Below are 22415 nucleotides of genomic sequence, written 5' to 3'. Positions count from 1 at the left end.
GTTGCCTCGGTGGTGTGTCCCGGCCCAGGCCGACACTGCCCAGTGCGGCGCAGCCGTCGTTCACCGAGCGGCAGCCCGGCGACCTGCCGGTCCCGCGCCGGGCAAGCCGGCGCGGGACCAGGGGTACCGGAGGGTCAGCTCGCGCAGACGGCGTACGCGCGAACCTTCCAGTTGCTGCTGAAGCCGTCCTCGTCCTCCATGGCACGGACGGTGACGACGGTCGAGGTCGTGGCCCGCATCTCGGTCAGGCGCACTTGGCCATCGCCGCCGAGAATCTCGCCGCCCACCCCGTGCACGCGGGTGCCCGTCGGGCAGGTGGCGGTGACCGACCGGACGGATTCGGAACTGTAGACACTGTCGTTGATCACACGCTGCTCGCCGGGCAGCGGGTCGGCGCAGATCGCGGTGGCGTCCAGCCACCAGGTGTCGGTGAAGCCGGTGCCGTCCTCGGCACCCGCCACCACGACGCTCTTCTGGTGGATGCGCAGATCCTCGAGGACGACTTCGCTGTTCGACGCCCCGACGACCGCGCCACCGACGCCGATGGCGTGCTTGCCCTCCGGACAGGACTTCTCGAACCAGTTCGACATACCGAAGCTGGGCGTCGAGCTGCCGGAGACCGTCACCAGGCCCGCGGGCGGCGTGGCGCACACCGCGCTCGCCGTGACCGCCCAGTTGCCGGCGACGCCGTTCTCGTCCTCGCGGCCGGTCACCGAGTACGCGTCCCCGCCGATCAGCGGCCGCATGATGTCCATGCCGACCTGCCCGAGGCCCGAACCGGTGATCGCGCCGCCACCGCCGATGACCTTGGTGCCGGCCGGGCAGGTCGCGCTCTGCGACTTCGCGACGCTGTTGCTGAGTCCGGTCGTCGTCTTGATGCTCAGGCCGGGGATCGCCGCCGCCGGTACGGTGAGGGCCAGTTGGCCGAGTACGAGCGCGCTCAGCGCGGCTCCGCCGACGACGGACGTCCGACGCGACCACGGGTTCCGGTTCGATCCTTTTCGCATGATGTCTTCCTCACGTGAGGCTGTTCGGCTGCGATTGACATCGGTAGGAGCGCCGTCGGGTCGGGATGCCAACAGAAAGTTCGAAGAAAAAAGCTCTGCGGTTCTAATTGACCCGTCGACGAGCAGCGGGAGACACGGTTGGACACGGCGGCGTGCGAGGACACCGCACTGGTCGAGGCGATGCGCCGCGGTGAGCGGGCCGGGCTGGAGGGCATGTACCGGCGGTACGCCGACCGGCTGTACACGTACGCCCGAACGATGGTGCGCGACCCGGAGGCCGCCGCAGACGCCGTCCACGACGCGTTCCTCACCGCCGGCCAACGCATCGACCAGCTCCGGAAGTCCGACCGGCTACGCTCCTGGCTTTACGCGATCGTGCGCAACGAATGTCTCCGGCAGCTCCGGGAGCGGTCCCGCTCCCTGCCGCTGGACGAAGCCGATGAGCCGGTGGTCGACGCCGACGACCCGGCCACGGGCGTGAACGCCGAGCAGGTACGCGCGCTGGTGCACACCGCGGTCGCCGCACTGAACCCCGGCGACCGAGAAGTGGTCCACCTGGCCATCCGCCACAACCTGTCGACCGCCGACATCGGCGCGGCTCTCGGGGTGCCCGCCAACCATGCGCACGCCCGCTTGTCGCGGGCCCGCTCGCAACTCGAACGAGCGCTGGGGGCGCTGCTGGTGGCTCGCACCGGAGCCCGGGACTGCCCGACTCTCGCCGGCCTGATCGACGGCTGGCAGGGTCGGCTCACCCCGACCCTGCGCAAACGGGTCTCGCGGCACATCGAGAGCTGCGCGGTGTGTGGCCTGCTCCGGCGGGAACACCTCAACCCGGCCGCCCTGCTGTCGGCGTACACGGCACCGGCCTTCCTGGTTGTCACCGACACGGTGTGGCCAAGACTGGCAGAGGTCTACGGGACCGCTGTCCCGACCGATCCGGCGGGTGCGGTCACGGCCCGCCCGACGGCCGATCCGGCGCTGGTGGTCGACGAACCATCCGGGTCGCAAGACGGTGGCCCGGCAACCGAGCGGGCGTCGGTAGCCGACGAACCATCCGGGCCGGCGGGTCGTAAGGGCGAGGGGCCCACGACGGCAGGCGGCGGTGCCGTAGCGTCGGACGGGGCTGCGGTGCCGCATGGCGCTGCGCACGCGGTACGGCCGACCTCGTCGGCGAAGCGCGACCGGCGCCGTCGGCGGCTGGCCGGGGCGACCGCCCTGCTGGCCCTTCTCACCGCGTTCGGCACCTGGGCGCTGCTGTCGGAACGCGGGACCACCGTACGGGACGGAGCCGGCAAACCGGCGTCCCGGACGCTCGAATCACCGACCGGCAAGGTGGCATCCGCCTCCGCGCCGCCGTCCGCTGCGGAAGCCGAGACGCCGGCCGCCGATCCGCCACCGACCGCCGCCGCCGATCCGGGGGCCGGGAACCGGATCGTGCCGTCGGACGACGCCGAGGCCACCCGGACCGATGCGCCCGAGGCCGCGCTCGGTGGCGTCGCACCGGCGCCGACCGTGGCACCGACCAGACCTCCGACCGCGCCCCGGCCGACGGCCGCAACGCGGATCGCCGCGCCGTTGACGGTCTCCGTCACCGCTCACGTACGGTGCGGCTCGGACACGTACAGCCTCGTGGTGCAGGCCACCGGCAGTGCCGCGCTGCGCGGCGCCGAGGTCAGCTGGACACCCGACGGGGGCAGGACGTCGGTCCGGGCCCTGACGGTGGACGGATCGGTCGCGCAGGGGACCGTCGGACAGTTGCGCGCGTCGGCGCTGACCTGGTCGGTGCGGGCGACGGCGGTGGACGGCCGCACGGCGCAGAGCCCGAGCTACCCGGTCGCCCGCCCGTGTGTCCGGCCGGGATGACCGGGGACGGCCGTGGGTGGTCTGCGGCGCTGGTCACAAGGGCTGCTGGATCACCTTTAGTCGGCCGAAGGCGGCCAGGCCTTCCAGGCCGCCCTCGTAGCCGTACCCGCTGAGGCCCCGCCCGGACAGGGGTGACATCGGGTCGGCGCCGGTGGCGCAGTTGACCGACACCCGACCGGCGTTCAGTCGTTCCGCCAGGGCGGTGGCCCGCGCCTGGTCGCCGAAGACGAAGGCACCCAGGCCGAAGGGGGTTCCGTTGGCCGTCGCCACCGCCTGATCCTCGTCGGTGAAACTGAGGATCGGGGCGATCGGGCCGAAGGGTTCCTCGTGGAGCACCCGTGACTCGGCCGGCACCTCGGTCAGGACGGTGGCCGGGTAGTACCAGCCCGCTCCGGGTGGCACCCGACCGCCGGTGACCACGGTGGCGCCGCGCTCGACGGCGTCGCGCACCAGGGCGTGTACCTCGTCGCGGCGGGCCTCGGTGTGCAGGGGGCCCATCGTGCCGTCGAGGTGGCAGTCCAGGGCCGGGACCGACTCGCGGAACCGCTCGACGAACTCCGCGTGGATCCGTTCATGGACCAGGAACCGGCTCGGAGCCGCGCAGCTCTGCCCGGCGGAGCTGAACTTCGAGGCGACCAGGGCGGGTACGGCGGTGGCCAGATCGGCATCCTCGAGGAGGATGGCGGGGGCATGGCCGCCCAGTTCCAGGACGCAGTCGGCCAGGTGCCCAGCCGCCCCGGCGGCGACCAACTGGCCGGTGTGGTGGGAGCCGGTGAAGCTCACGAGCGGGAACTCGGGTCGGGCCACCAGGGCCGCCGAGCCGACCGGGTCGGTGAAGACCACCTGTACGACGTCGGCCGGCAGGCCGGCCTTGGTGGCCAGGTCGGCGATCTCGCGTACCACCGAGGGGGTCGTCTCCGGCGCCTTCACCACGACGGTGCAGCCCATCGCCAGGGCGGGTGCCAGCTTGCGGGCGAGGATGACGGCGGGGAAGTTGCTGGCCAGGATGGCCAGGACGGGGCCGACCGGGTCGACCAGGACCTGTCGCTGCAGTCCGTCGCCGCCTGAGATCGTGCGTCCGGCGGTCGCTTCGGTGGCCGCGGCGGCGGTCCACCCGAAGGTCTCCGCTGCCCGGTCCAGCTCGGCTTCGGCCTGGGCCAGGGTCTTGCCGGTCTCCAGGGCGAACCGCGTCCCCAGGTGGGCGGGGCGCGCTGCGATCAGTCGGGCCAACTCCGTCAGGATGGCGCACCGGGTGTCCACCGGGACGGCGGACCACCCGGGCAGCGCCGCTGTCGCGCGGTGCGCGATCTCGGGTACGTCGTGCGAGGTGAGGAGTGGGATGTGACCGACCACCTCACCGGTTCGGGGGTCGTGGACAGCCGACATCGTCTTCCTCACCTCTTCGACGACCGTTGTGGACAGTGGGACCGGCTCTCGGGTCAGCTCCAGGTGACCACGTTCTGCGGGTCTGCGTACGCCATCATCGCGGCCAGGGTGGTGCGGGTCTGCCGCTCGGTGGTGTTCGGTTCGACCGCGTGGACGTGGGCGCCGTTGAACACGTACACGTCACCGGCGTGCACGTCGATCCACTTGGACTCGACATCGACCAGGCACTCGGCCGGGTACGGCGAACCGGTGTACTCCACGCCGAGGCGGCGCTTGCTCTCCAGGTCCGGCTGAATGTTCCAGTAGACGAGCCGACCCCCGCCGCCCTCGTTCTCCAGGCAGATGTTCAGCGCGGCGATCGGGTTGCCGAACACCTTGTTGCGCTCGAAGTCGGCCATCTGCGGGTCGGAGCACTGCGAGTCGTCGTCGTGCGGCTCCAGGGCGAAGGCTCCCCGGCCGTGCCAGGAGCGGAACAGGGCGATCGCGGCGCTGCGTCCCTCGTGTTCGGCGGGCCGGACGACGGCCCCGCGCCTGGCCAGGGAGGCACCGAGCCCGGCGTAGAACTGCTTCATCGGGTCGTTCGGCACGTCCAGCAGGTCACGCAGGATCGGGTTGGCCTCCTCGGCCTCGTCCAGGTACTGCTTGGTGGGCTTGTTCCAGGTGTACGCCCCGATGTAGTAGCCGGGCGCCTCGACGCCGCGGACCTTACGGTCGGGGCTGTTCCAGAAGCGCTGGGAGATGTTCTCGGCGACCTCCGGCGGGACCATGCCACGGAACATCACCCCGGCGACCTTGCCGTCCAGGACGTCGAGGACGGCTTCCGGGTCGAACCTGTCGTATTCCCGGAAGGTGAAGTAGTCCTTGTTTCCGGACCAGCCGGTAACGGGCCGCAGGCCCAGCGAGCTCGTCATTGTTCTTACTCCTCGACTGTGGGTGACGACGGGGGTCGGTCAGGGGGTGGGGGTGGGGGTGATCCGGTGCGGGGCGCCCGGGGGATCAGTCCCAGGGGTTGTTGCCGGCGGTGCTGGTGGTGGGCGACGGGGACGAGGTGGCGACCGGAGAGGAGGCCGGGGTCGTGGTGTCGGCCTGCGCCATCGAGGCACCGAAGAGGACGAGGGCTGCGGTCGTGGCGGCGAGAGCGAAAAGCTTGACGGTGCGGCCCATTGTCGGCTCCTTTTTCGGTGTTTCCCTGTGGCGTTGAAATGAAGCTAACGACGGGCGGAATCCTGGCCTTATCTCCGCGGCTATCTCGGCGCTATCACCTCCTTTCCCGGCGACCAGCTGCGGGGAGTCGCCGACCGGAACGCCGGGGACACGGGCGCTGCGGTCGCACGAGGACGGTGATGTAGCTGCTGCGAGGGTGCCGGGACAACTGCCGCTCGGAAGCGCCGACCGCGGGTTCACTGGCAACACGACCCAGCAGGGCGTGGCCGCCGGTAGCCGGCTGGCTCACCGGACGACAAAAGAGGAGGGGTGACCTTGTCGGCGAATGTCGAGTACGAGAGCACCACCAGGACGGCCGTCATCGCCGGACTCGGTGCGTATGTACCGGATCAGGTGGTCAAGAACGAGGAGATAGCCGACCGGCTCGGCGTCACCACGGACTGGATCCGCGACCGCACGGGAATCGAGCAACGGTTCATCCTGGAGCCGGGTCAGGCCACCTCGGATCTGGCCGTGGAGGCGGGCCGACGGGCCCTCGACTCCTGCGGCAACCCGGACATCGACTTCCTGATCCTGGCCACCTGCACGCCGGACCACCTGTTCCCGTCGACCGCACCGTCGGTAGCCACCCGGCTTGGGTTCAAGGGGATCGCCGCCTTCGACCTCAACGCCGCCTGCTCCGGGTTCGTCTACGCGCTGTCGGTCAGCACCGGGATGCTCGCCACCGGGGCGTACCGCACGGGTCTGGTCATCGGCGCCGACGCGATCTCGTCGATCCTCAACCACGACGACGAGATCACCGGGCCGATCTTCGGTGACGGTGGTGGCGCCGTGGTCGTGCGGGCCGGCCACCTCGGCGAGACGGGCAGTGTCTCCGTGCAGCAGCTCGGCAGCGACGGTGACCTGCTGGACATCATGAAGACGCCGGCCGGTGGTTCACGCCAACGCGCCGCAGGGGTCCCCGTCGACGTCGCCAACAGCTACTTCACCATGTCCGGCCGGGCCGTCTACAAGCACGCGATCAACCGGATGAGCACTGTCTCCCGTTCCGTGCTGGAGCGGTTGGGCTGGGCCCCCGACGACGTCGACTGGCTGATCGCCCACCAGGCCAACCGGCGCATCCTCACCGCCACCGCCAAAGAGATCGGGATCGCACCCGAGCGAGCAGTGATCAACGTGGACCGGGTCGCGAACACCTCCGCCGCCTCCATTCCGTTGGCCATGGTCGACGCCGTGGAGTCCGGCGCGCTGACCGCCGGCGACAAGGTACTGCTAGCGGCGTTCGGTGGCGGCGCCACCTGGGCCGCGGCCGGCCTCACCTGGCCGGAGCTGACCCTGGCCCCGACGCAGGCGGTCCGCTGAGCCGACCGCAGGACTGTCGCGCCATCGGCAGTCGTACCACCACAGCACCTGACACATGAGCAGGAACTCCCCACAGTTGCCCGAGAAAGGAACAGATCATGCCCACCACCCTGGAGAAGGTCAGCGAAATCTTCCTGGAGGAGGCGCCGGAGGTCGAGGTCGTCATCGGCCCGAACCTGCGGTTCAGCCAGGACCTCGGCATCGACTCCCTGACCTTCGTCGACATCCTCGTCAAGATCGAGAAGGTGTTCGAGGTCGAGTTCAGCGACAACGAACTCGCCTCCATGCAGAGCGTCCAGGACATCCTCGATCTAGTGGAACAGAAGACGGTGTGACCTGGTTTCCCGGCACCGTCCACCGCAGGCCGCAGTTCCCTCGGTGACCCACCGCGCGTCTCCGCACACAAAGGCGGTCGCGGTGGACGGTCGCCGGGTCGTCCGTCCGTTTCCGCGCAGCGCGTCCAGATGGGGGTTCCACCATGTCCGATCCGTCCACCGGCTCGCGACCGCTCAACGCGGCGCAGCTGGGCGTCTGGTACGCCCAACGGATCGATCCGAGCAATCCGGTCCACAACATGGGCGGCTATCTGGAGATCCAGGGCCGGCTCGACCCGCAGGCACTGATCGCCGTGTTGTGCGCGATGGTCCGCGAGGACGAGACGTTGCGGCTGCGCTTCACCGAGGTCGACGGCGCACCGAGGCAGCAGGTCGGACCGGTACCGGATTTCACCCCCCGGCTGGTGGACCTGAGCGCCGAGCCCGATCCATGGGCCGTGGCGCTGCGGCACATGCACGAGGACCTCAACCGACCCCTCGACCTGGAGCACGACCGCCTGTTCCTGCACGAGATCTACCGGCTCGGCCCGGAGCACTTCCTGTGGTATCTGCGGGCGCACCACCTCATCCAGGACGGCTACAGCGCGACGATCATCCGGCGGCGGGCCGCCGAGCTGTACACCGGGCTGGTGACCGACGGTGGCGGCACCGGCACGCCAATGGGCTCGTTCACCGCCGTGCTGGACAGCCAGGAGCAGTACGTCGGCTCCCGGGCACAGCAGCGTGACGCCGCCTACTGGCGCACGTTGATGGCCGACGTGGCGCACGCGCCGCCCACCCCGGCGGGTAAACCTGCCAACCGGGTCACCCGGCAGGTGACTCGGCTGGACGAGCCGGGATTCGCCCGCCTCCGCCAGTTCGCGCAGCGGGCCGGCACCACCTGGCCTCAGGCCCTCATCACCGCCGCGGTGCTGCACCGGCGGATGTGGACCGGTGACGACGATGTGCTGCTCGGCCTGCCGCTGCCGGGACGGTTGGACCCCCGGTCGACCGTCACCCCCGGGATGATGGCGAACATCCTCCCGTTTTACTACCGGGTCGACCCGACGCGGTCCGCGGAGCACCTGGCGGCCCGGGTCGCCAAGCAGGCCCTGCGCGCCCAGTGGCACCAGCGATACTCCGCCGATGACCTGCGACGCGACCTGAACTGGCCCGCTGATCAGGGGCGTCACTTCGGACCCGTGATCAACTTTGTGGTCGGGGACGAGCATGACGACTTCGCGGGCCTGCCGACCCGCTACCACCACCTGTCCACCGGCGGCACCATGGAGGACGTGGGGTTGACCGTCACCCACCATCCCGAGGGCGGTCTGCGGATCGAGGTCAGTACCGACACCGCGTTCATCCAGACGCTGGACCTCGACGCGTACCAGCGCACCTTCCACCGGGTCCTGGCGAACATGACCGCCCGCCCCGGCATCACGGTCGCCGAGATCGAGGCCCTGGACGCGGCGGAACGCGATCTGGTGCTGCGGGAGTGGAACACCACCGCCGTACCGGTGGCGGACCGGTCGTTGGCGGACCTGTTCACCGCGCAGGCGGCGGCGTGCCCGCAGGAGCCGGCCCTGGTCTGCGGCGAGGACGTGCTCTCCTACGGGGAACTGGCACAGCGGTCCGGGCGGCTGGCCGACCATCTGCGGTCGATGGGGGTCCGCCGGGGTGACGTGGTCGGGGTGCTGCTGGAGCGCGACATCGACTTCGCGGTCGCGGTGATCGCGGTGACCCGCACCGGTGCGGCCTACTCGATCCTGGATCCTGATTTTCCCGACGAGCGGCTGGCCCTGGTCCTGCGGGAGACCGACGCCTCGGCGTTGGTGACCCGCGAGGCGTTGGCGTCCCGGGTCGACGTGGCCTGCCCGATGGTCCGGGTGGACACCGATGCCGCGACCATCGCCGGTCGCGGCACCCTCGATCCGCAGCCGCACATCGACCCGGGCGACGTGGCGTGCGTGATGTTCACCTCCGGGTCGACCGGGACCCCCAAGGGGGTGTTGGCGCCGCACCGGGCCCTGGTGGGCACGTTGCAGGGTCAGCGGTACGCGACCTTCGGCCCCGGCGAGGTGTTCCTGCAGTGCTCACCGGTGTCGTGGGACGCCTTCTCCTTGGAGTTCTGGGGGGCCCTGCTGTTCGGCGGGGTGTGCGTCCTGCATCCCGGGCAGCGACCCGACCCCGCTGTGATCGCCGCCCTGGTGCCGCAGCACGGGGTGTCCATGCTCCAACTGTCCTCCGGACTGTTCAACGTCCTGGTCGACGAGTACCCCGAGGTCTTCGCCGGGGTCCGGGTGGCCTTCACCGGAGGTGAACCCTCCTCCGGCCCGCACGTGCAACGGGTGGCCGCCCGTCACCCGCACCTGCGGGTGGCCAACGCCTACGGGCCGGCGGAGTCGATGGGTTTCACCACGACCTTCGACGTACCGACCGATTTCACCGGCGTGGGTGTCCCGGTGGGCCGGGCGGTGACCAACAAGCGGGCGTACGTGCTGGACCGCCACCTACGGCCGACGCCGGCCGGTGTCGCGGGCGAGATCTACCTGGCCGGGGTGGGGCTGGCCGACGGCTACCTCAACCAGGCGGCGCTGACCGCACACCGGTTCGTCGCGGACCCCTTCGGTGGCGACGGGCAACGGCTGTACCGCACCGGCGACCTGGCCCGCTGGTCGGCCGACGGGCAGTTGGAGTTCGTCGGCCGGATCGACGGCCAGGTGAAGGTACGTGGCTTCCGGGTGGAACCCGGCGAGGTCGAGGCGGCCCTGCTGGGTCACGCCGACGTCGCGCAGGCCGTGGTGCTGGCCTCGCCGGACGGCAACGGCACCCTGCGCCTGGTCGCGTACGTGGTGCCGAGGACCACCGGTGTCGACGGCGCCACCCTGACGGGGTGGTTGCGCCAGCGGCTGCCGGAACACATGGTGCCCGGTGCCGTGGTGCTGCTGGACCGGATCCCGTTGACCGCCAACGGCAAGGTCGACCGGCGGGCCCTGCCGGAGCCGGACTTCGGTGCCCTCCCGACGACCTCCCGGCGGGCCCCCCGGGACGCCCGGGAGGAGATCCTGTGCGGCCTCTACGCCGAAGTCCTCGGAATCACCGAGGTCGGGGTGGAGGACAGCTTCTTCGACCTGGGCGGGCACTCGCTGCTCGCCGCCCGGCTAGCCGCACGGGCGCGGGCCGTACTCGGTGTCGAGTTGAGCATCCGCGAGATCTTCCAGTCCCCCACGGTCGCCGCCCTCACCGCCGGCCTGCCCGCCACCGGTACGGCCCGCACCCGACCCGCCCTCGTCGCCACGGCACACGGCGACCAGCCGCCGCTGTCGTACGCCCAGCGCCGCCTCTGGCTCATCGACTCGTTGGAGGGGCCCGGCACCACGTACAACGTGCCGATGGCCTTCCACCTGCGCGGGGCCCTCGATGTCGACGCCCTCACCGCGGCGGTCGGCGACCTGGTCGACCGGCACCAGGTGCTGCGGACGGTCATCACCGCGGTCGACGGCCAGCCGTACCAGCGGATCCTGGCATCGGCGCCGGTGGTCGTGACCCGGCGCGCGGTGGCCTCGGACGAGTTCGAGCGGCAGCTCGCCGCCGCCGCCGGACACGTCTTCGACCTGGCCGCCGAACCGCCGCTGCGGGTCACCCTCTTCGAGCGCGGCGACGACGGGTACGTGCTGCTGATCCTGCTGCACCACATCGCCACCGACGGTCAGTCGCTGCGTCCCCTGCTCGATGATCTGGCCACCGCGTACGCCGCCCGATGCCACGGCCAGGCCCCCGACTGGACCCCCCTGCCGGTGCAGTACGCCGACTACGCGCTCTGGCAACGGGCCGTGCTCGGCGACCGCGACGACCCGGACAGCACCCACCACACCGATCTGCGCTTCTGGCGTCAGGCCCTCGCCGGGCTGCCCGAGGAGACCCTGCTGCCCCTGGACCGGCCCCGGCCGGCGGTCGCCGACCACCACGGCGGGGCCGTGCCGGTACGGATCGACCCTGCCCTGGCGCGTCGGATCCGCGAGGTGGCGCGGGAGCAGCGCTGCACCGCCTTCATGGTGCTTCAGGCCGCACTGGCCCTGACCCTGCGCCGCTACGGTGCCGGCACCGACATCGCCATCGGCACCCCGGTCGCCGGCCGCTCCGACGAAGCCCTGGCCCCACTGGTCGGCTTCTTCGTCAACACGGTCGTGTTGCGTACCGACACCTCCGGCAACCCCTCCTTCGCCGACCTGCTGGTGCGGGTACGCGGTGCCGACCTGGACGCCTTCGCCCACCAGGAGCTTCCGTTCGACCTGCTGCTGGAGGAGCTCAACCCGGTACGCACACTGGCCCGGCACCCGCTGTTCCAGATCTGCCTCGGCTTCGACGACGCCACCGACGCCGAGCTGAACCTGCCCGGTCTGCGCGGTGAGCGCGGCAATGTCGTCGTCACCGGCGCGGCCAAGTTCGACCTGGAGTTCCTGCTGCGCGACGAGGGCGCCGACGGCATCGGCGGCGGCCTGATCTACCGCACGGCCATCTTCGACGAGGCCACCGTGCAACGGCTGCTCGCCGCCCTGGAACGCACCCTGCGGCAGGTGCTCGCCGATCCGTCCCGCCCGGTCGAGGAGGTCGACGCCCTTGATCCGGTGGAGCGGTCGGCCGTGCTGCACGACTGGAACACCACCGCCGTCGAGGTCGACGACGACTCGCTGGCCGCCCGGTTCGCCGCCCGGGTGGCGGCCGACCCGCGCGCGGTGGCGCTGCGTCACGAAACCTCCGCCCTGACCTACCACGAGCTGGATGCGGCGGCGAACCGGTTGGCCCGGCACCTGAGCGCGGCCGGGGTGCGTCGTGGCGACGTGGTCGGGATCCTGCTGGACCGGGGCATGGAGTTCGCGGTAGCGGTCGTCGCGGTCGTGAAGACCGGTGCGGCGTACGCCGTGCTGGACCCGGAGTTCCCGGACGAGCGGCTGCACCGCACGGTCGCCGAGACCGGCGCCACCGCCCTGGTCAGCCGCGCCGCGCTGGCCGCTCGGATCACCACCGACGCGCCGGTGGTGCGGGTGGACACCGACGCCGCGCTGATCGCCGCCCGGCCGGCCACCGACCCCGGTGCCCCGGTCGGCGCGGACGACGTGGCGTGCGTGATGTTCACCTCCGGATCCACCGGTACCCCGAAGGGCATCCTGACCTCGCATCGCGCCCTGGTCGGCACCCTCGCCGGTCAGCGCTACACCGACTTCGGCCCGGATCAGGTGTTCCTCCAGTGCTCACCGGTGTCCTGGGACGCCTTCTCGCTGGAGTTCTGGGGAGCCCTGCTCTTCGGCGGTACCTGTGTGCTGCAACCCGGGCAACGCCCCGAACCCGCCCTGATCGCCACCCTCGTACGCGAGCACGGCATCACCATGCTGCAACTCTCCTCCGGCCTGTTCAACCTGCTGGTGGACGAGTATCCGCAGGCCTTCGACGGGGTCCGGTACGCCTTCACCGGCGGGGAGACCTCCTCGGTCGGGCATGTGGCCCGGATTCTGGCCCGCTACCCGGACCTGCGGGTCGGTAACGCCTACGGGCCGGCGGAGTCGATGGGGTTCAGCACCGTGTACCCCGTGCCCGGCGACCTCGCCGAGGCGAGCAGCCTGCCGGTGGGTCGGGCGGTGGCGAACAAGCGGGCGTACGTGCTGGACGACGGGCTGCGCCCGGCACCGGTCGGTGTGGTCGGCGAGGTGTACCTGGCGGGGATCGGCCTGGCGCACGGCTACCTCAACCAGCCCGGCACGACCGCGCAGCGGTTCGTGCCCGACCCCTTCGGCGACCCGGGCGACCGGCTCTACCGCACCGGGGACCTGGCCAGGTGGACGGTCGAGGGGCAACTGGAGTTCGCCGGCCGCCTCGACGGCCAGGTGAAGGTACGGGGTTTCCGGGTCGAGCCCGGCGAGATCGAGTCGGTGCTGCGCGGCCACGACCAGGTGGCCCAGGTCGCCGTGGTCGCCGGACCCGACCCGACCGGGACGATGCGACTGATCGCCTACGTCGTCGGCGACGCCGACCCGAGCGGACTGCGACCCTGGCTGCGGGAGCGGCTGCCCGAGCACATGGTGCCCGCCGCCGTGGTGGCGCTGGACCGGATGCCGTTGACCCCCAACGGCAAGCTGGACCGGCGGGCCCTACCGGAGCCGGAGTTCACCGCCGTCGCCGGGACCGGTCGGGCGGCCCGCGACGCCCGCGAGGAGATCCTCTGCGGGGTGTACGCGGAGATCCTCGGCGTGCCGACCGTCAGCATCGACGACAACTTCTTCGACCTCGGCGGCCACAGCCTGCTGGCCGCGAAACTCGCCGCCCGCGTCTGCGCGATCCTCGGCACCCAACTCACCATCCGCGACATCTTCCAGGCCCCCACCATCGCCGCCCTCGCCGCGCAGCTGCCCTCGGCCGCACCGGCCCGCAGCCGCCCGACCCTGCGGCGACGCACCGAGGCGGGCAAGGCATTGCCGACCGGCCCGCAGAGCACCTGACCCATCCGCCCCTGAAGCAGTCCAGAAATGGAGCGCACCGTGGACCATGCCCCCTTCGACCCGGCCGGCGCGATGCCGGACCGGCATCCGTCGCCCGCCCCGGACGACGTCGTCTGGGTACTGCCCGGCGACGCCGGGGACGCCCCGCACCACACCTCGCTGCTGGTGCTGCCGCACTCCGGCGGCAACGCGCACGCGTACGCACCCTGGCGGGACCTGCTACCGGCGGGCGTACGCCTGCTCGTCGGGCAGTACCCCGGCCGGGGCGCCCGGTTCAGCGAGCCCCTGCCCGAGACGATGGCCGACCTGGTCGGCCCGGTCCTGGCCAGCCTGCCCGCCGACACCGAGGACCTGGTCGTGCTCGGGCACAGCATGGGTTCCCTCGTCGCGTACGAGGTGGCCCGGGCCCTGACCGAGGCCGGCCGCCCGCCCCGGGCCCTGATCGTCTCCGCCTGCCGGGCGCCGTTCCTGGTCAACCCGAGCCCGGTGCACCCGGAGCAGCTCGACGACGACGAGCTGGTCGCCGCGATCAAGGAACGGGGCGGTACGGAGAACGGCATCCTCGACGAGCCGGAGTTGCGGGAGCTGGTGCTGCCCTCGATCCGCGCCGACTTCGCCATCGACGACGCGTACCACAGCCCACCGGCGGCACCGCTCACCTGCCCGGTGGTCGTCTTCGGCGGCAGCACCGACCCGGTGGTGCCGGCCGAGGCCCTCAGCCGCTGGACCGAGATCACCGATGGGCCGGTCACCACCCAGGTGCTGCCCGGCGGCCACTTCTACTTCAACGACCAACTCGAAGCCTTTCTCACCCTGGTCACCGGTGTCCTCGACGGCTGCGCCGTCCGGCCGGAATTCGCCTGACCCACTCCACCTCGCTCAGGAGGATCTCGATGTCCCTCACCGTCCAAGCGCCCGTAGCCCACCTCGACGTACGTCACGAACCGGGTAAGCCGGCCATCCTCGTCACCCCGTCGTTCGACGACCTCGACGAGGCCGTCGCGTGGCTCACCGCAAACCGTGCGGCGATCCGCGCCGAACTGCTGCACTGCGGCAGCCTGATGATCCGTGGCCTGTCCGTCGGGGACACCACCGACTTCGCCCGGGTCCGCGACGTGTTGATGCCGCAGCGCACCGGCTACCGGGAGAAGGCCACTCCGCGTACCGACTTCGGTCAGGGGGTCTTCTCCTCCACCGACCTGCCGGCCGCCCAGCCGATCCGGCTGCACAACGAGAACAGCTACACCCTCGACTTCCCCGGCACCCTGCTGTTCGGGTGCGTGACCGCGCCCGAGGAGGGGGGTGCGACGACCGTCGGCGACATGCGGGAGGCCCTGCGCCTGATGCCCGCCGAGCTGCGGGAGCGCTTCGCCACGCACGGCTGGCTGCTGGTGCGCAACTACTCCGAGCTGGCCGGTCTGCCCTGGCAGACCAGTTTCGCCAGCGAGGACCCGGCCGACGTGCAGTCCTACTGCGACGAGAACGTGATCGGCTACGAGTGGCTCGACGAGGAGGAGTTGCGCACCCGGCAGCGCCGCTCGGCGATCATCACCCACCCGGTCACCGGCGAGCAGAGCTGGTTCAACCACTACGCCTTCTGGAACCGGTGGACCCTCGACGCCGACGTGCGCGACGTGCTGCTGGACACCTACGGCGACGAGGGGCTGCCGTTCGACACCTACGTCGGTGACGGCTCGGCCCTGACCCGGGAGGAGGTGGAGACCATCGCCTCGGTGTACGAGCAGGTGACCGTCCGCGAAACCTGGCAGGTCGGCGACCTGCTGATGGTCGACAACATCCTCAACGCCCACGGGCGGGAGGCCTTCTCCGGCGCCCGCAAGATCCTGGTGGCGATGGGTGACCCGGTCGCCCTGGCCGACTGTTCCCCGCAGACTCCCCCGTCCACCACCGTGTCGGACGGGAAGTGAGACGACGATGACCAGTGCGCTGATCAACCATCGGGTGGCCGAGCCCAGCGTCACGGCGGCACCGGACCTGCTCGATCGGCTGGCCGGGGTGCCGGCCGACCGGGTGGCCGTCGTCTGCGGCGACACCAGCCTCACCTTCGGGCAGCTACGGGAGCGGGTAGGCCTCGTCGCCGGCCGGTTGGCCGCCCGCGGGGTCGGTCCGGAGAGCGTCGTAGCCCTCTGCCTGCCCCGGGGCCTCGACCTGGTGGCGGCCCTGCTCGGCACCCTGACGGCGGGCGCGGCGTACCTGCCGGTCGACCCGCAACTGCCCGTCGACCGGCGCCGCTACCTGGTCGACGACGCCCGCGCCGACCTGCTGATCGTCGACGGGGACACCGAGCCCCGCACCGCGCAGACCCCGCAGGTGTCCCTGGCGGCGCTGACCACCGACGAGGACGCTCCGGCCGCCGGGTACACGCCCGTGCCGGTCGGCCCGGACACCCTGGCATACGTCATCTACACCTCTGGCTCCACCGGCCGCCCCAAGGGCGTCGAGATCAGCCGGGGCGCGCTCGCGTCGCTGCTGGCCGAACTGGAGTCCACCGGGGTGGTACGCCCCGGTCCCGGCACGGTCGGCTGGAACGCCTCGCCCTCCTTCGACGCCTCCGTGCAGCAGTGGATCCGCCTGTGCCGGGGCGACACCGTGGTGGTGCTCGACGAGCAGACCCGCACCGACCCGGCCCTGCTGGGCGCCCTCGTCGAGCGGCATCCCCTCACCGACCTGGACATCACCCCCTCGCACCTGGAGACGCTGCTGGAACACCTGGCCGCCTCCCCGCGCGGGGCCGAGGACCGGCCGCTGACCCTGATCGTGGGTGGCGAACCGATCAGCCCGACCCTGTGGGGTCGCCTCGGTGAGCTGGTCGACGCCGGGATCCTGCGGGCGGTCAACGCGTACGGGCCGACGGAGTGCACGGTCGACGCCACCGTCGGCCGGATCACCTCGGACCAGGCCCCGCACATCGGCGCCGTCCTGCCCGGCCTGCGGCTGCGGGTGCTCGACGACACCCTGACCCCGGTCGCCCCCGGTGAGGCCGGGGAACTCTACCTGGCCGGTTCGCGGGTCGGTCGCGGCTACCGTCGCCGCCCCGGCCTGACCGCCGAACGGTTCGTCGCCGACCTCGACTCCGATGACGGCACCCGGATGTACCGCACCGGGGACCGCTGCCGGCAACTGCCCGACGGCCGCCTGGAGTTCCTCGGCCGGGTCGACAGCCAGGTGAAGGTACGCGGCCACCGGATGGAACTGGGCGAGATCGAGTCGGTGCTTGGGGCCCACCCGGCGGTGGCCGAGACGGCAGTGCTGGTTCGCGAGGAGGACGGGCAACTGCTCGTCGCCTACTACCGGCAGTCCGCGCCGGTGGAGGCCGCGGCCCTGCGGGAGTGGACGGCGCGGAGCCTGCCCGGGTACATGGTGCCGGGGGCGTTCGTCAGCGTCGAGCACTTCCCGAGGACCAACAGCGGCAAGCTGGACCGCGCTGCCCTGCCGGCCCCCGCGCCGGGGGCCGCACCGCAGGTGCCCGCCGAGTCCGCCCCGACCGGCCGGGTGGAGGAACTCATCGCCCAGGTCTGGTCCCAGGTGCTGCGGCAGCCCTCGATCAGCGCCGAGGACAACTTCTTCAAGCTCGGCGGCCACTCCCTGCTGGCGATCAAACTGGTCGCCCAGGTCCGCGCGGAGCTGGGCCTGGCCCTGCCCATCCGGGCGGTCTACGAGAACCCGCGGCTGCGGGATCTGGCCCGGGCCATCGAGACCCGGCTGGCCCCGGCCTCGGCCTGACCGGCACGTACCACCGGCGTGCGAGCTGACCTAGGGCAGCTCGCACGCCGATCCCCATCCGGACCCTGACTTTCGTGAGTACCACGGCTGCGCGGCGGTAGTCGGGTCGTGGCCGAGCAGGAGGAGTTCCCCCGTGATTCCGATGTCGTACGCGCAACGCCGGTTGTGGTTCCTGAACCGGTTGGAAGGCCCCTCGTCGACCTACAACGCGCCGGTCGTGCTGGCCCTGTCCGGGGTACCGGACCCCGAGGTGCTGGCCGCGGCGCTCACCGATGTGGTCGACCGGCACGAGGTGCTGCGTACCGTCTTCGCGCTGGCCGACGGCGAGCCGGTGCAGCGGGTCCTGCCCACGGCCACGGTCGCGGTCCCGGTCCGGCGGTGCCCGCCGGAGGAGGTCGACGCGGAGGTCAGGCGCTTCTGCACCAGCACCTTCGACCTGGCCGCCGAACAGTCCCCGCTGCGGGTCCGGCTGTTCGTCGGCGGGCCCGAGGAGTCCGTGCTGGTGCTGCTGCTGCACCACATCGCCACCGACGGGGCCTCGATCGCCCCACTGCTGCGGGACCTGACCACCGCGTACCGGGCCCGGCTGGGCGGTGCCGCCCCGGCCTGGGAGCCCCTGCCGGTGCAGTACGCCGACTACACCCTCTGGCAGCGGGAACTGCTGGGGGAGGTGGAGGACCCGGACAGCGAGCTGTCCCGATCCCTGGCCTGGTGGCGGGAGAACCTGGCCGGTTCCCCCTCGGCGCTGCCCCTGCCCTTCGACCGGCCCCGCGCGACCGGGGCCTCCGGGCCCGGCGGCACGGTCACCGGCCTGCTCGACGCCGACACCCACCGCCGCCTGGTGGACCTCTCCCGGGCCCAGCGGGCCAGCACCTTCATGACCATGCAGGCCGCCCTGGCCGCCGCCCTGACCCGCATCGGCGCGGGTACCGACGTACCGATCGGTGCCCCGGTGGCCGGCCGCTCCGACGAGGCCCTGCACGATCTCGTCGGCTTCTTCGCCAACACGGTCGTGCTGCGCACCGACGTCTGCGGCGACCCGACCTTCCTCGACCTGCTGGCCCGGGTACGCGACACGGACCTGGCCGGGTACGCCCACGAGGAGGTGCCGTTCGACCTGGTGGTGGAGCAGCTCAACCCGGTCCGGGCGCCGGGACAGCACCCGTTCTTCCAGGTGATGCTGACCGTCGGCACGCACACCCCGACCGAGCTGCGCCTGGGTGACCTGCCCGCCCGGACCCTCCCGGTCGACCTGGGGGTGGCCAAGTTCGACCTGACGGTCTACTGCACCGAGCTGCGTGACTCCGGCGGCACACCGACCGGTGTGCAGGTGGAGTTCCAGTACCCGGTGGACCTGTTCGACCGGGCCACGGTGGAGTCGATGCTCGCGGTCTACCTGCGGCTGCTGCGGGCCGTGGCCCTCGCCCCGAGCAGCACCGTCGGTGCCCTCGACGTCGTCACCGACACCGAACGCGCCGGGTTCGCCGAGCGGATCGCCCGGGCCAAGACCGCAGGGGTACGCCGGCCGGACCTGCCGGACGACGGGCCGGTCAGCCTGCGGGAGGAGATCCTCTGCGGCCTGTTCGCCGCCGCACTGGGCGTGGAGCGCATCGGGCGCAACGACAGCTTCTTCCGCCGGGGCGGGCACTCCCTGCTCGCCATCAAACTGGTCAACCGGGTCCGGGCGGTGCTGGGGGTGGAGGTCGGGCTGCGGGACTTCTTCCTGGACCCCACGGTGGCCGGGCTGGACCGCCGGATCGGGACCCTGGCCGGGGCCGGGGCGCGCCCCCCGCTGACCCCCGCGGTCCGGCCGGACCTGCTGCCGCTGTCGTACGCGCAACGCCGGTTGTGGTTCCTCGACGAGATGGGCGGGGCCAGCCGGATGTACAACATCCCGGTGGTGCTGCGCCTGCACCGGCCGCTGCAACCGTCAGCGCTGGCCGAGGCGGTCCGCGACGTGGCGGATCGGCACGAGGTGCTGCGCACCGTGTACGCGGTCATCGACGGTGAGCCCTGCCAGGTGGTGCTGGACCGGGCCGAACCCGAGGTGACCGTGCTGGAAGTGCCGGTCGCCGATCTGCCGGGGGTGATCGACGCGGTGACCGGACACGTCTTCGACCTCGGCACCCAGATCCCGTTGCGGGTGTGGCTGCTGCGCTGTGACGACGGCGGTCAACTGCTGGTGGTCCTGGTGCACCACATCGCCGGTGACGGCTGGTCGACCGGGCCCCTGCTGCGGGACCTCGCCGTGGCCTACGAGGCGCGGCTGGCCGGTACCGCACCGGGCTGGCAGCCGCTGCCGGTGCAGTACGCCGACTACACGCTCTGGCAGCGTGATCTGCTCGGCGGTGCCGGAAATCCGGACAGCGCGCTGGCCCGGCAGCTCGACTTCTGGCGCACCACGCTCGCCGGTGCACCGCAGGTCCTCGACCTGCCCGCAGACCGGCCCCGACCGGCCCAGGCGAGCCACCGCGGTGATGTGGTGCCGTTCGGAATGGACGGGGATCTGCACCGTGCGGTGCTGCGTACGGCGCGCGACAGCGGCACGACCGTGTTCATGGTGTTGCAGGCCGCGTTCGCCGCCCTGCTGTCCCGGATGGGCTCCGGCACCGACATCCCCATCGGCACCGTCGTCGCCGGACGCACCGACGAAGCCCTCGACAACCTCGTCGGCTTCTTCGTCAACACCCTCGTCCTACGCACCAACGTCGACGGCAACCCCACCTTCACCGAACTCCTCACCCGCGTCCGCGACACCGACCTCGCCGCCTACGACAACCAGGACCTCCCCTTCGAACGCCTCGTCGAGGAACTCAACCCGAACCGGTCCACCGCACACCACCCGCTGGTCCAGGTCACCCTGGTCCTGCAGAACACCGGCAGCGCGCAGAACGGTGCGGCCGGGCCGAGCGCGCTGGCCGGCACGGAGGTCCCGTTCGCCACCGGCACCGCTAAGTTCGACCTCACCCTGGGAATACGGGAGGAGTTCGACGGGGGTGCGCCCAAGGGCCTCAAGGGTGCGCTGGAGTACGCCGCCGACCTGTTCGACCCGGCCACGGCGCAGTTGCTGGCCGACCGTTTCGTCCAGCTGCTACGTGCGGTGACGGCGGACCCCGGCGCCCGGATCGACGACCTCGACGTCCTCACCCCCGCCGAGCGCCGGCGCTACGGCTCCGCGGCCGACCACGGCTGCCGGGCCGAGTCGGTCGGGCTCGCCGACCTGGTCGCGAGGCACGCCGCCCAGAACCCGCAGGCCGTCGCCCTGGTGTCCGGGTCCGACCGGTTCCGGTACGCCGAACTGGACGCCGACGCCGACCGGCTCGCCGCGCACCTGGCCGCGCGCGGCGTACGTCGGGGGGACACCGTCGGTGTGCTCCTGGAGGCGGGTCCGACGTTGGCGGTGGCCGTTCTCGCCGCGCTGCGGGCCGGGGCGACGTACCTGCCGCTCGACCCGGCGGCACGCGATGACAGGCTGGCCGCCCACATCCGTACGGTCGTGCTCGCCGCGGTGGTCACCACCTCGGACCAGGCGACCCGGCTGGCCGGGCTGCCGGTCGGCCGTACGGTGCTGACCGACGTGGATGGTTGGCGTGAGCGGTCGGCCGCCCCACCGCCCGGGCCACGCGACCCCGGCGATGGGGCTGTCGTACTGGTGGTCGATGACGCGGACGGGCCGCGTGCGGTGCGGTACCCGCATCGGGCCCTGGTCGGCGCGGCACGACGGGTCGGCCTCGACACCGACGCCGCTCAGGTCTGGCTGGGGTGGGCCGCGCCGACCGGTGGCGAGTTCCTGATGCCGCTGTGGTCCGCGTTGAGCACCGGAGCCACCTGCGTGCTGCCGGCACCGGCCCCGCCGTCCGCCGCCCGGCTGGCGCGGCTGGTCGCCGAGCAGGGCGTCACCAGCCTCGCGGTCACCGCGGAGCTGTTCGCGCTGCTCGTCGAGGAACACCCGCAGGTGCTGGCCCGGCTACGGCAGATCCTCGTCACCGGTCGTACGGCGGCGGCCCACCTGGCCCTGGCCCGAGATCGTCATCCCACGCTGCGCCTGGTGCACGGGTACGGCGGCGTCGAGGGCGGATGGTGGGCGCTGGGCCGGGTGGTCGACACACCCCCGGCCGGCCCGGATGTGCCGGTGGCTCAGGACGGGCTGCGCTGTCACGTCCTCGACGATCGACTGCGGCCGGTGCCCGCCGGGGTCCGGGGCGAGCTGTTCCTGTGCGGTCCCGGACTCACCGACGGCTACCCGGACCGACCCGGTGCCACCGCCGCCCGCTTCGTCGCCGATGCGGGTGGTGGCCGGATGTTCGCCACCGGCACCTCGGCGAGTTGGTCCGCCGAGGGTGGTCTGCGGGTGCACGGGCCGGTCGCCGCGCCGACCTGCAACGGGGTGCCGGTCGACCCGGAGCGGGTGAGTGCGGCGTTGATCAGTCATCCGTCGGTGCGCTGGGCGGTGGTGTCCGTCCGGGCAGCCGCCGAGGGTGGCGAGCAGTTGGTGGCGTATGTCGTGCCGACGACGTCGTCGGTCGATGTCGCGCAGGTGCGGCGGCATGTCGCGCAGCTTCTGCCGGAGCACCTGGTGCCCGCGCGGGTCGTGGTGTTGACGACGGTTCCGCTCACCGGAGACGGTCGGCTCGATCATTGTGCGCTGCCCGACCCGGAGGACACCGGTGCCGGGAAGGCCGCCCGGGATCCGCGCGAGGAGGTGCTGCGGGACATCTTCTCGGAGTTGCTCGGTGGGCGCCCGGTCGGTCTCGACGACAACTTCTTCCGCATCGGCGGGCACTCGCTGCTGGCGGTGCGACTGGTCAACCGGATTCGGTCGACCTTGTCGGTCGAGGTGACGATCCGGGACGTGTTCCAGGCGCCGACCGTGGCGGCGCTCGTGGAACGGCTGACGGCCACCGTGACGCCGGCCCGGCCGACCCTGCGCCGTCGGGCCGGCGTGCGGTAGACCTGCTCCGGAGGCGGGAGCATCCTGCCGCGCCGACTGCCGCTGCCCCGGTGGTGTGCTGACTAGCCTGATGTCAGCGCACCGCCGGGGCTTTTCCCTTCCGGCGGGCCCTCTCCGCCGGCAGTCG

Annotated in this window: 12 protein-coding genes; 8 read left to right on the top strand and 4 right to left on the bottom strand. The window is 72.0% G+C overall.

Annotated elements, in window-relative coordinates; translation table 11 throughout:
• Positions 1–134 precede the first annotated feature (134 nt).
• On the bottom strand, positions 135–1079 hold the full coding sequence (locus ABZ795_RS25240) for a hypothetical protein (RefSeq protein WP_357532137.1): 945 nt from the start codon (positions 1077–1079) through the stop codon (positions 135–137).
• A 66-nt stretch (positions 1080–1145) separates the two neighbouring features.
• On the opposite strand from ABZ795_RS25240, the gene ABZ795_RS25235 reads away from it, so the two are divergent.
• Positions 1146–2870 (top strand): sigma-70 family RNA polymerase sigma factor, encoded by a 1725-nt coding sequence (locus tag ABZ795_RS25235; RefSeq protein ID WP_357532136.1) that lies wholly within the window; start codon positions 1146–1148, stop codon positions 2868–2870.
• Positions 2871–2903: 33 nt separating this feature from the next.
• Here ABZ795_RS25235 and ABZ795_RS25230 read toward each other — a convergent pair whose 3' ends face one another.
• The 3 genes from ABZ795_RS25230 to ABZ795_RS25220 form a co-directional block, all read right to left on the bottom strand.
• The gene (locus ABZ795_RS25230) at positions 2904–4256 is read right to left on the bottom strand and encodes an aldehyde dehydrogenase family protein (protein WP_357532135.1); all 1353 of its coding nucleotides are present in this window, start codon (positions 4254–4256) and stop codon (positions 2904–2906) included.
• Between the two features lie 53 nt (positions 4257–4309).
• Entirely contained in the window at positions 4310–5167 is an 858-nt protein-coding gene (locus ABZ795_RS25225) for a hypothetical protein (RefSeq protein WP_327025686.1), read from the bottom strand.
• A gap of 85 nt (positions 5168–5252) precedes the next feature.
• Entirely contained in the window at positions 5253–5420 is a 168-nt protein-coding gene (locus ABZ795_RS25220) for a hypothetical protein (protein ID WP_357532134.1), read from the bottom strand.
• 309 nt (positions 5421–5729) lie between these two features.
• Between ABZ795_RS25220 and ABZ795_RS25215 the strand changes: the two genes are divergently transcribed.
• The 7 genes from ABZ795_RS25215 to ABZ795_RS25185 all read left to right on the top strand — a co-directional run bounded on the left by ABZ795_RS25215 (position 5730) and on the right by ABZ795_RS25185 (position 22288).
• Positions 5730–6782 (top strand): beta-ketoacyl-ACP synthase III, encoded by a 1053-nt coding sequence (locus ABZ795_RS25215; protein WP_357532133.1) that lies wholly within the window; start codon positions 5730–5732, stop codon positions 6780–6782.
• A 98-nt stretch (positions 6783–6880) separates the two neighbouring features.
• Positions 6881–7117 (top strand): acyl carrier protein, encoded by a 237-nt coding sequence (locus tag ABZ795_RS25210; RefSeq protein WP_357532132.1) that lies wholly within the window; start codon positions 6881–6883, stop codon positions 7115–7117.
• 143 nt (positions 7118–7260) lie between these two features.
• Positions 7261–13593: an amino acid adenylation domain-containing protein gene (locus ABZ795_RS25205; protein WP_357532131.1), complete on the top strand. Its 6333-nt coding sequence runs from the start codon at positions 7261–7263 to the stop codon at positions 13591–13593.
• A gap of 27 nt (positions 13594–13620) precedes the next feature.
• Entirely contained in the window at positions 13621–14457 is an 837-nt protein-coding gene (locus ABZ795_RS25200; protein ID WP_357532130.1) for an alpha/beta fold hydrolase, read from the top strand.
• A 29-nt stretch (positions 14458–14486) separates the two neighbouring features.
• Positions 14487–15521: a TauD/TfdA family dioxygenase gene (locus ABZ795_RS25195; RefSeq protein WP_357532129.1), complete on the top strand. Its 1035-nt coding sequence runs from the start codon at positions 14487–14489 to the stop codon at positions 15519–15521.
• A 7-nt stretch (positions 15522–15528) separates the two neighbouring features.
• Entirely contained in the window at positions 15529–17337 is a 1809-nt protein-coding gene (locus tag ABZ795_RS25190; RefSeq protein WP_357532128.1) for a non-ribosomal peptide synthetase, read from the top strand.
• A 142-nt stretch (positions 17338–17479) separates the two neighbouring features.
• Positions 17480–22288 (top strand): condensation domain-containing protein, encoded by a 4809-nt coding sequence (locus ABZ795_RS25185; protein ID WP_357532145.1) that lies wholly within the window; start codon positions 17480–17482, stop codon positions 22286–22288.
• The last annotated feature ends 127 nt before the right edge of the window (positions 22289–22415 follow it).

Source organism: Micromonospora sp. NPDC047134, from assembly GCF_040643455.1.
Taxonomy (GTDB): Bacteria; Actinomycetota; Actinomycetes; order Mycobacteriales; family Micromonosporaceae; genus Micromonospora.
This window is presented reverse-complemented; position numbering and strand designations above follow the sequence as displayed.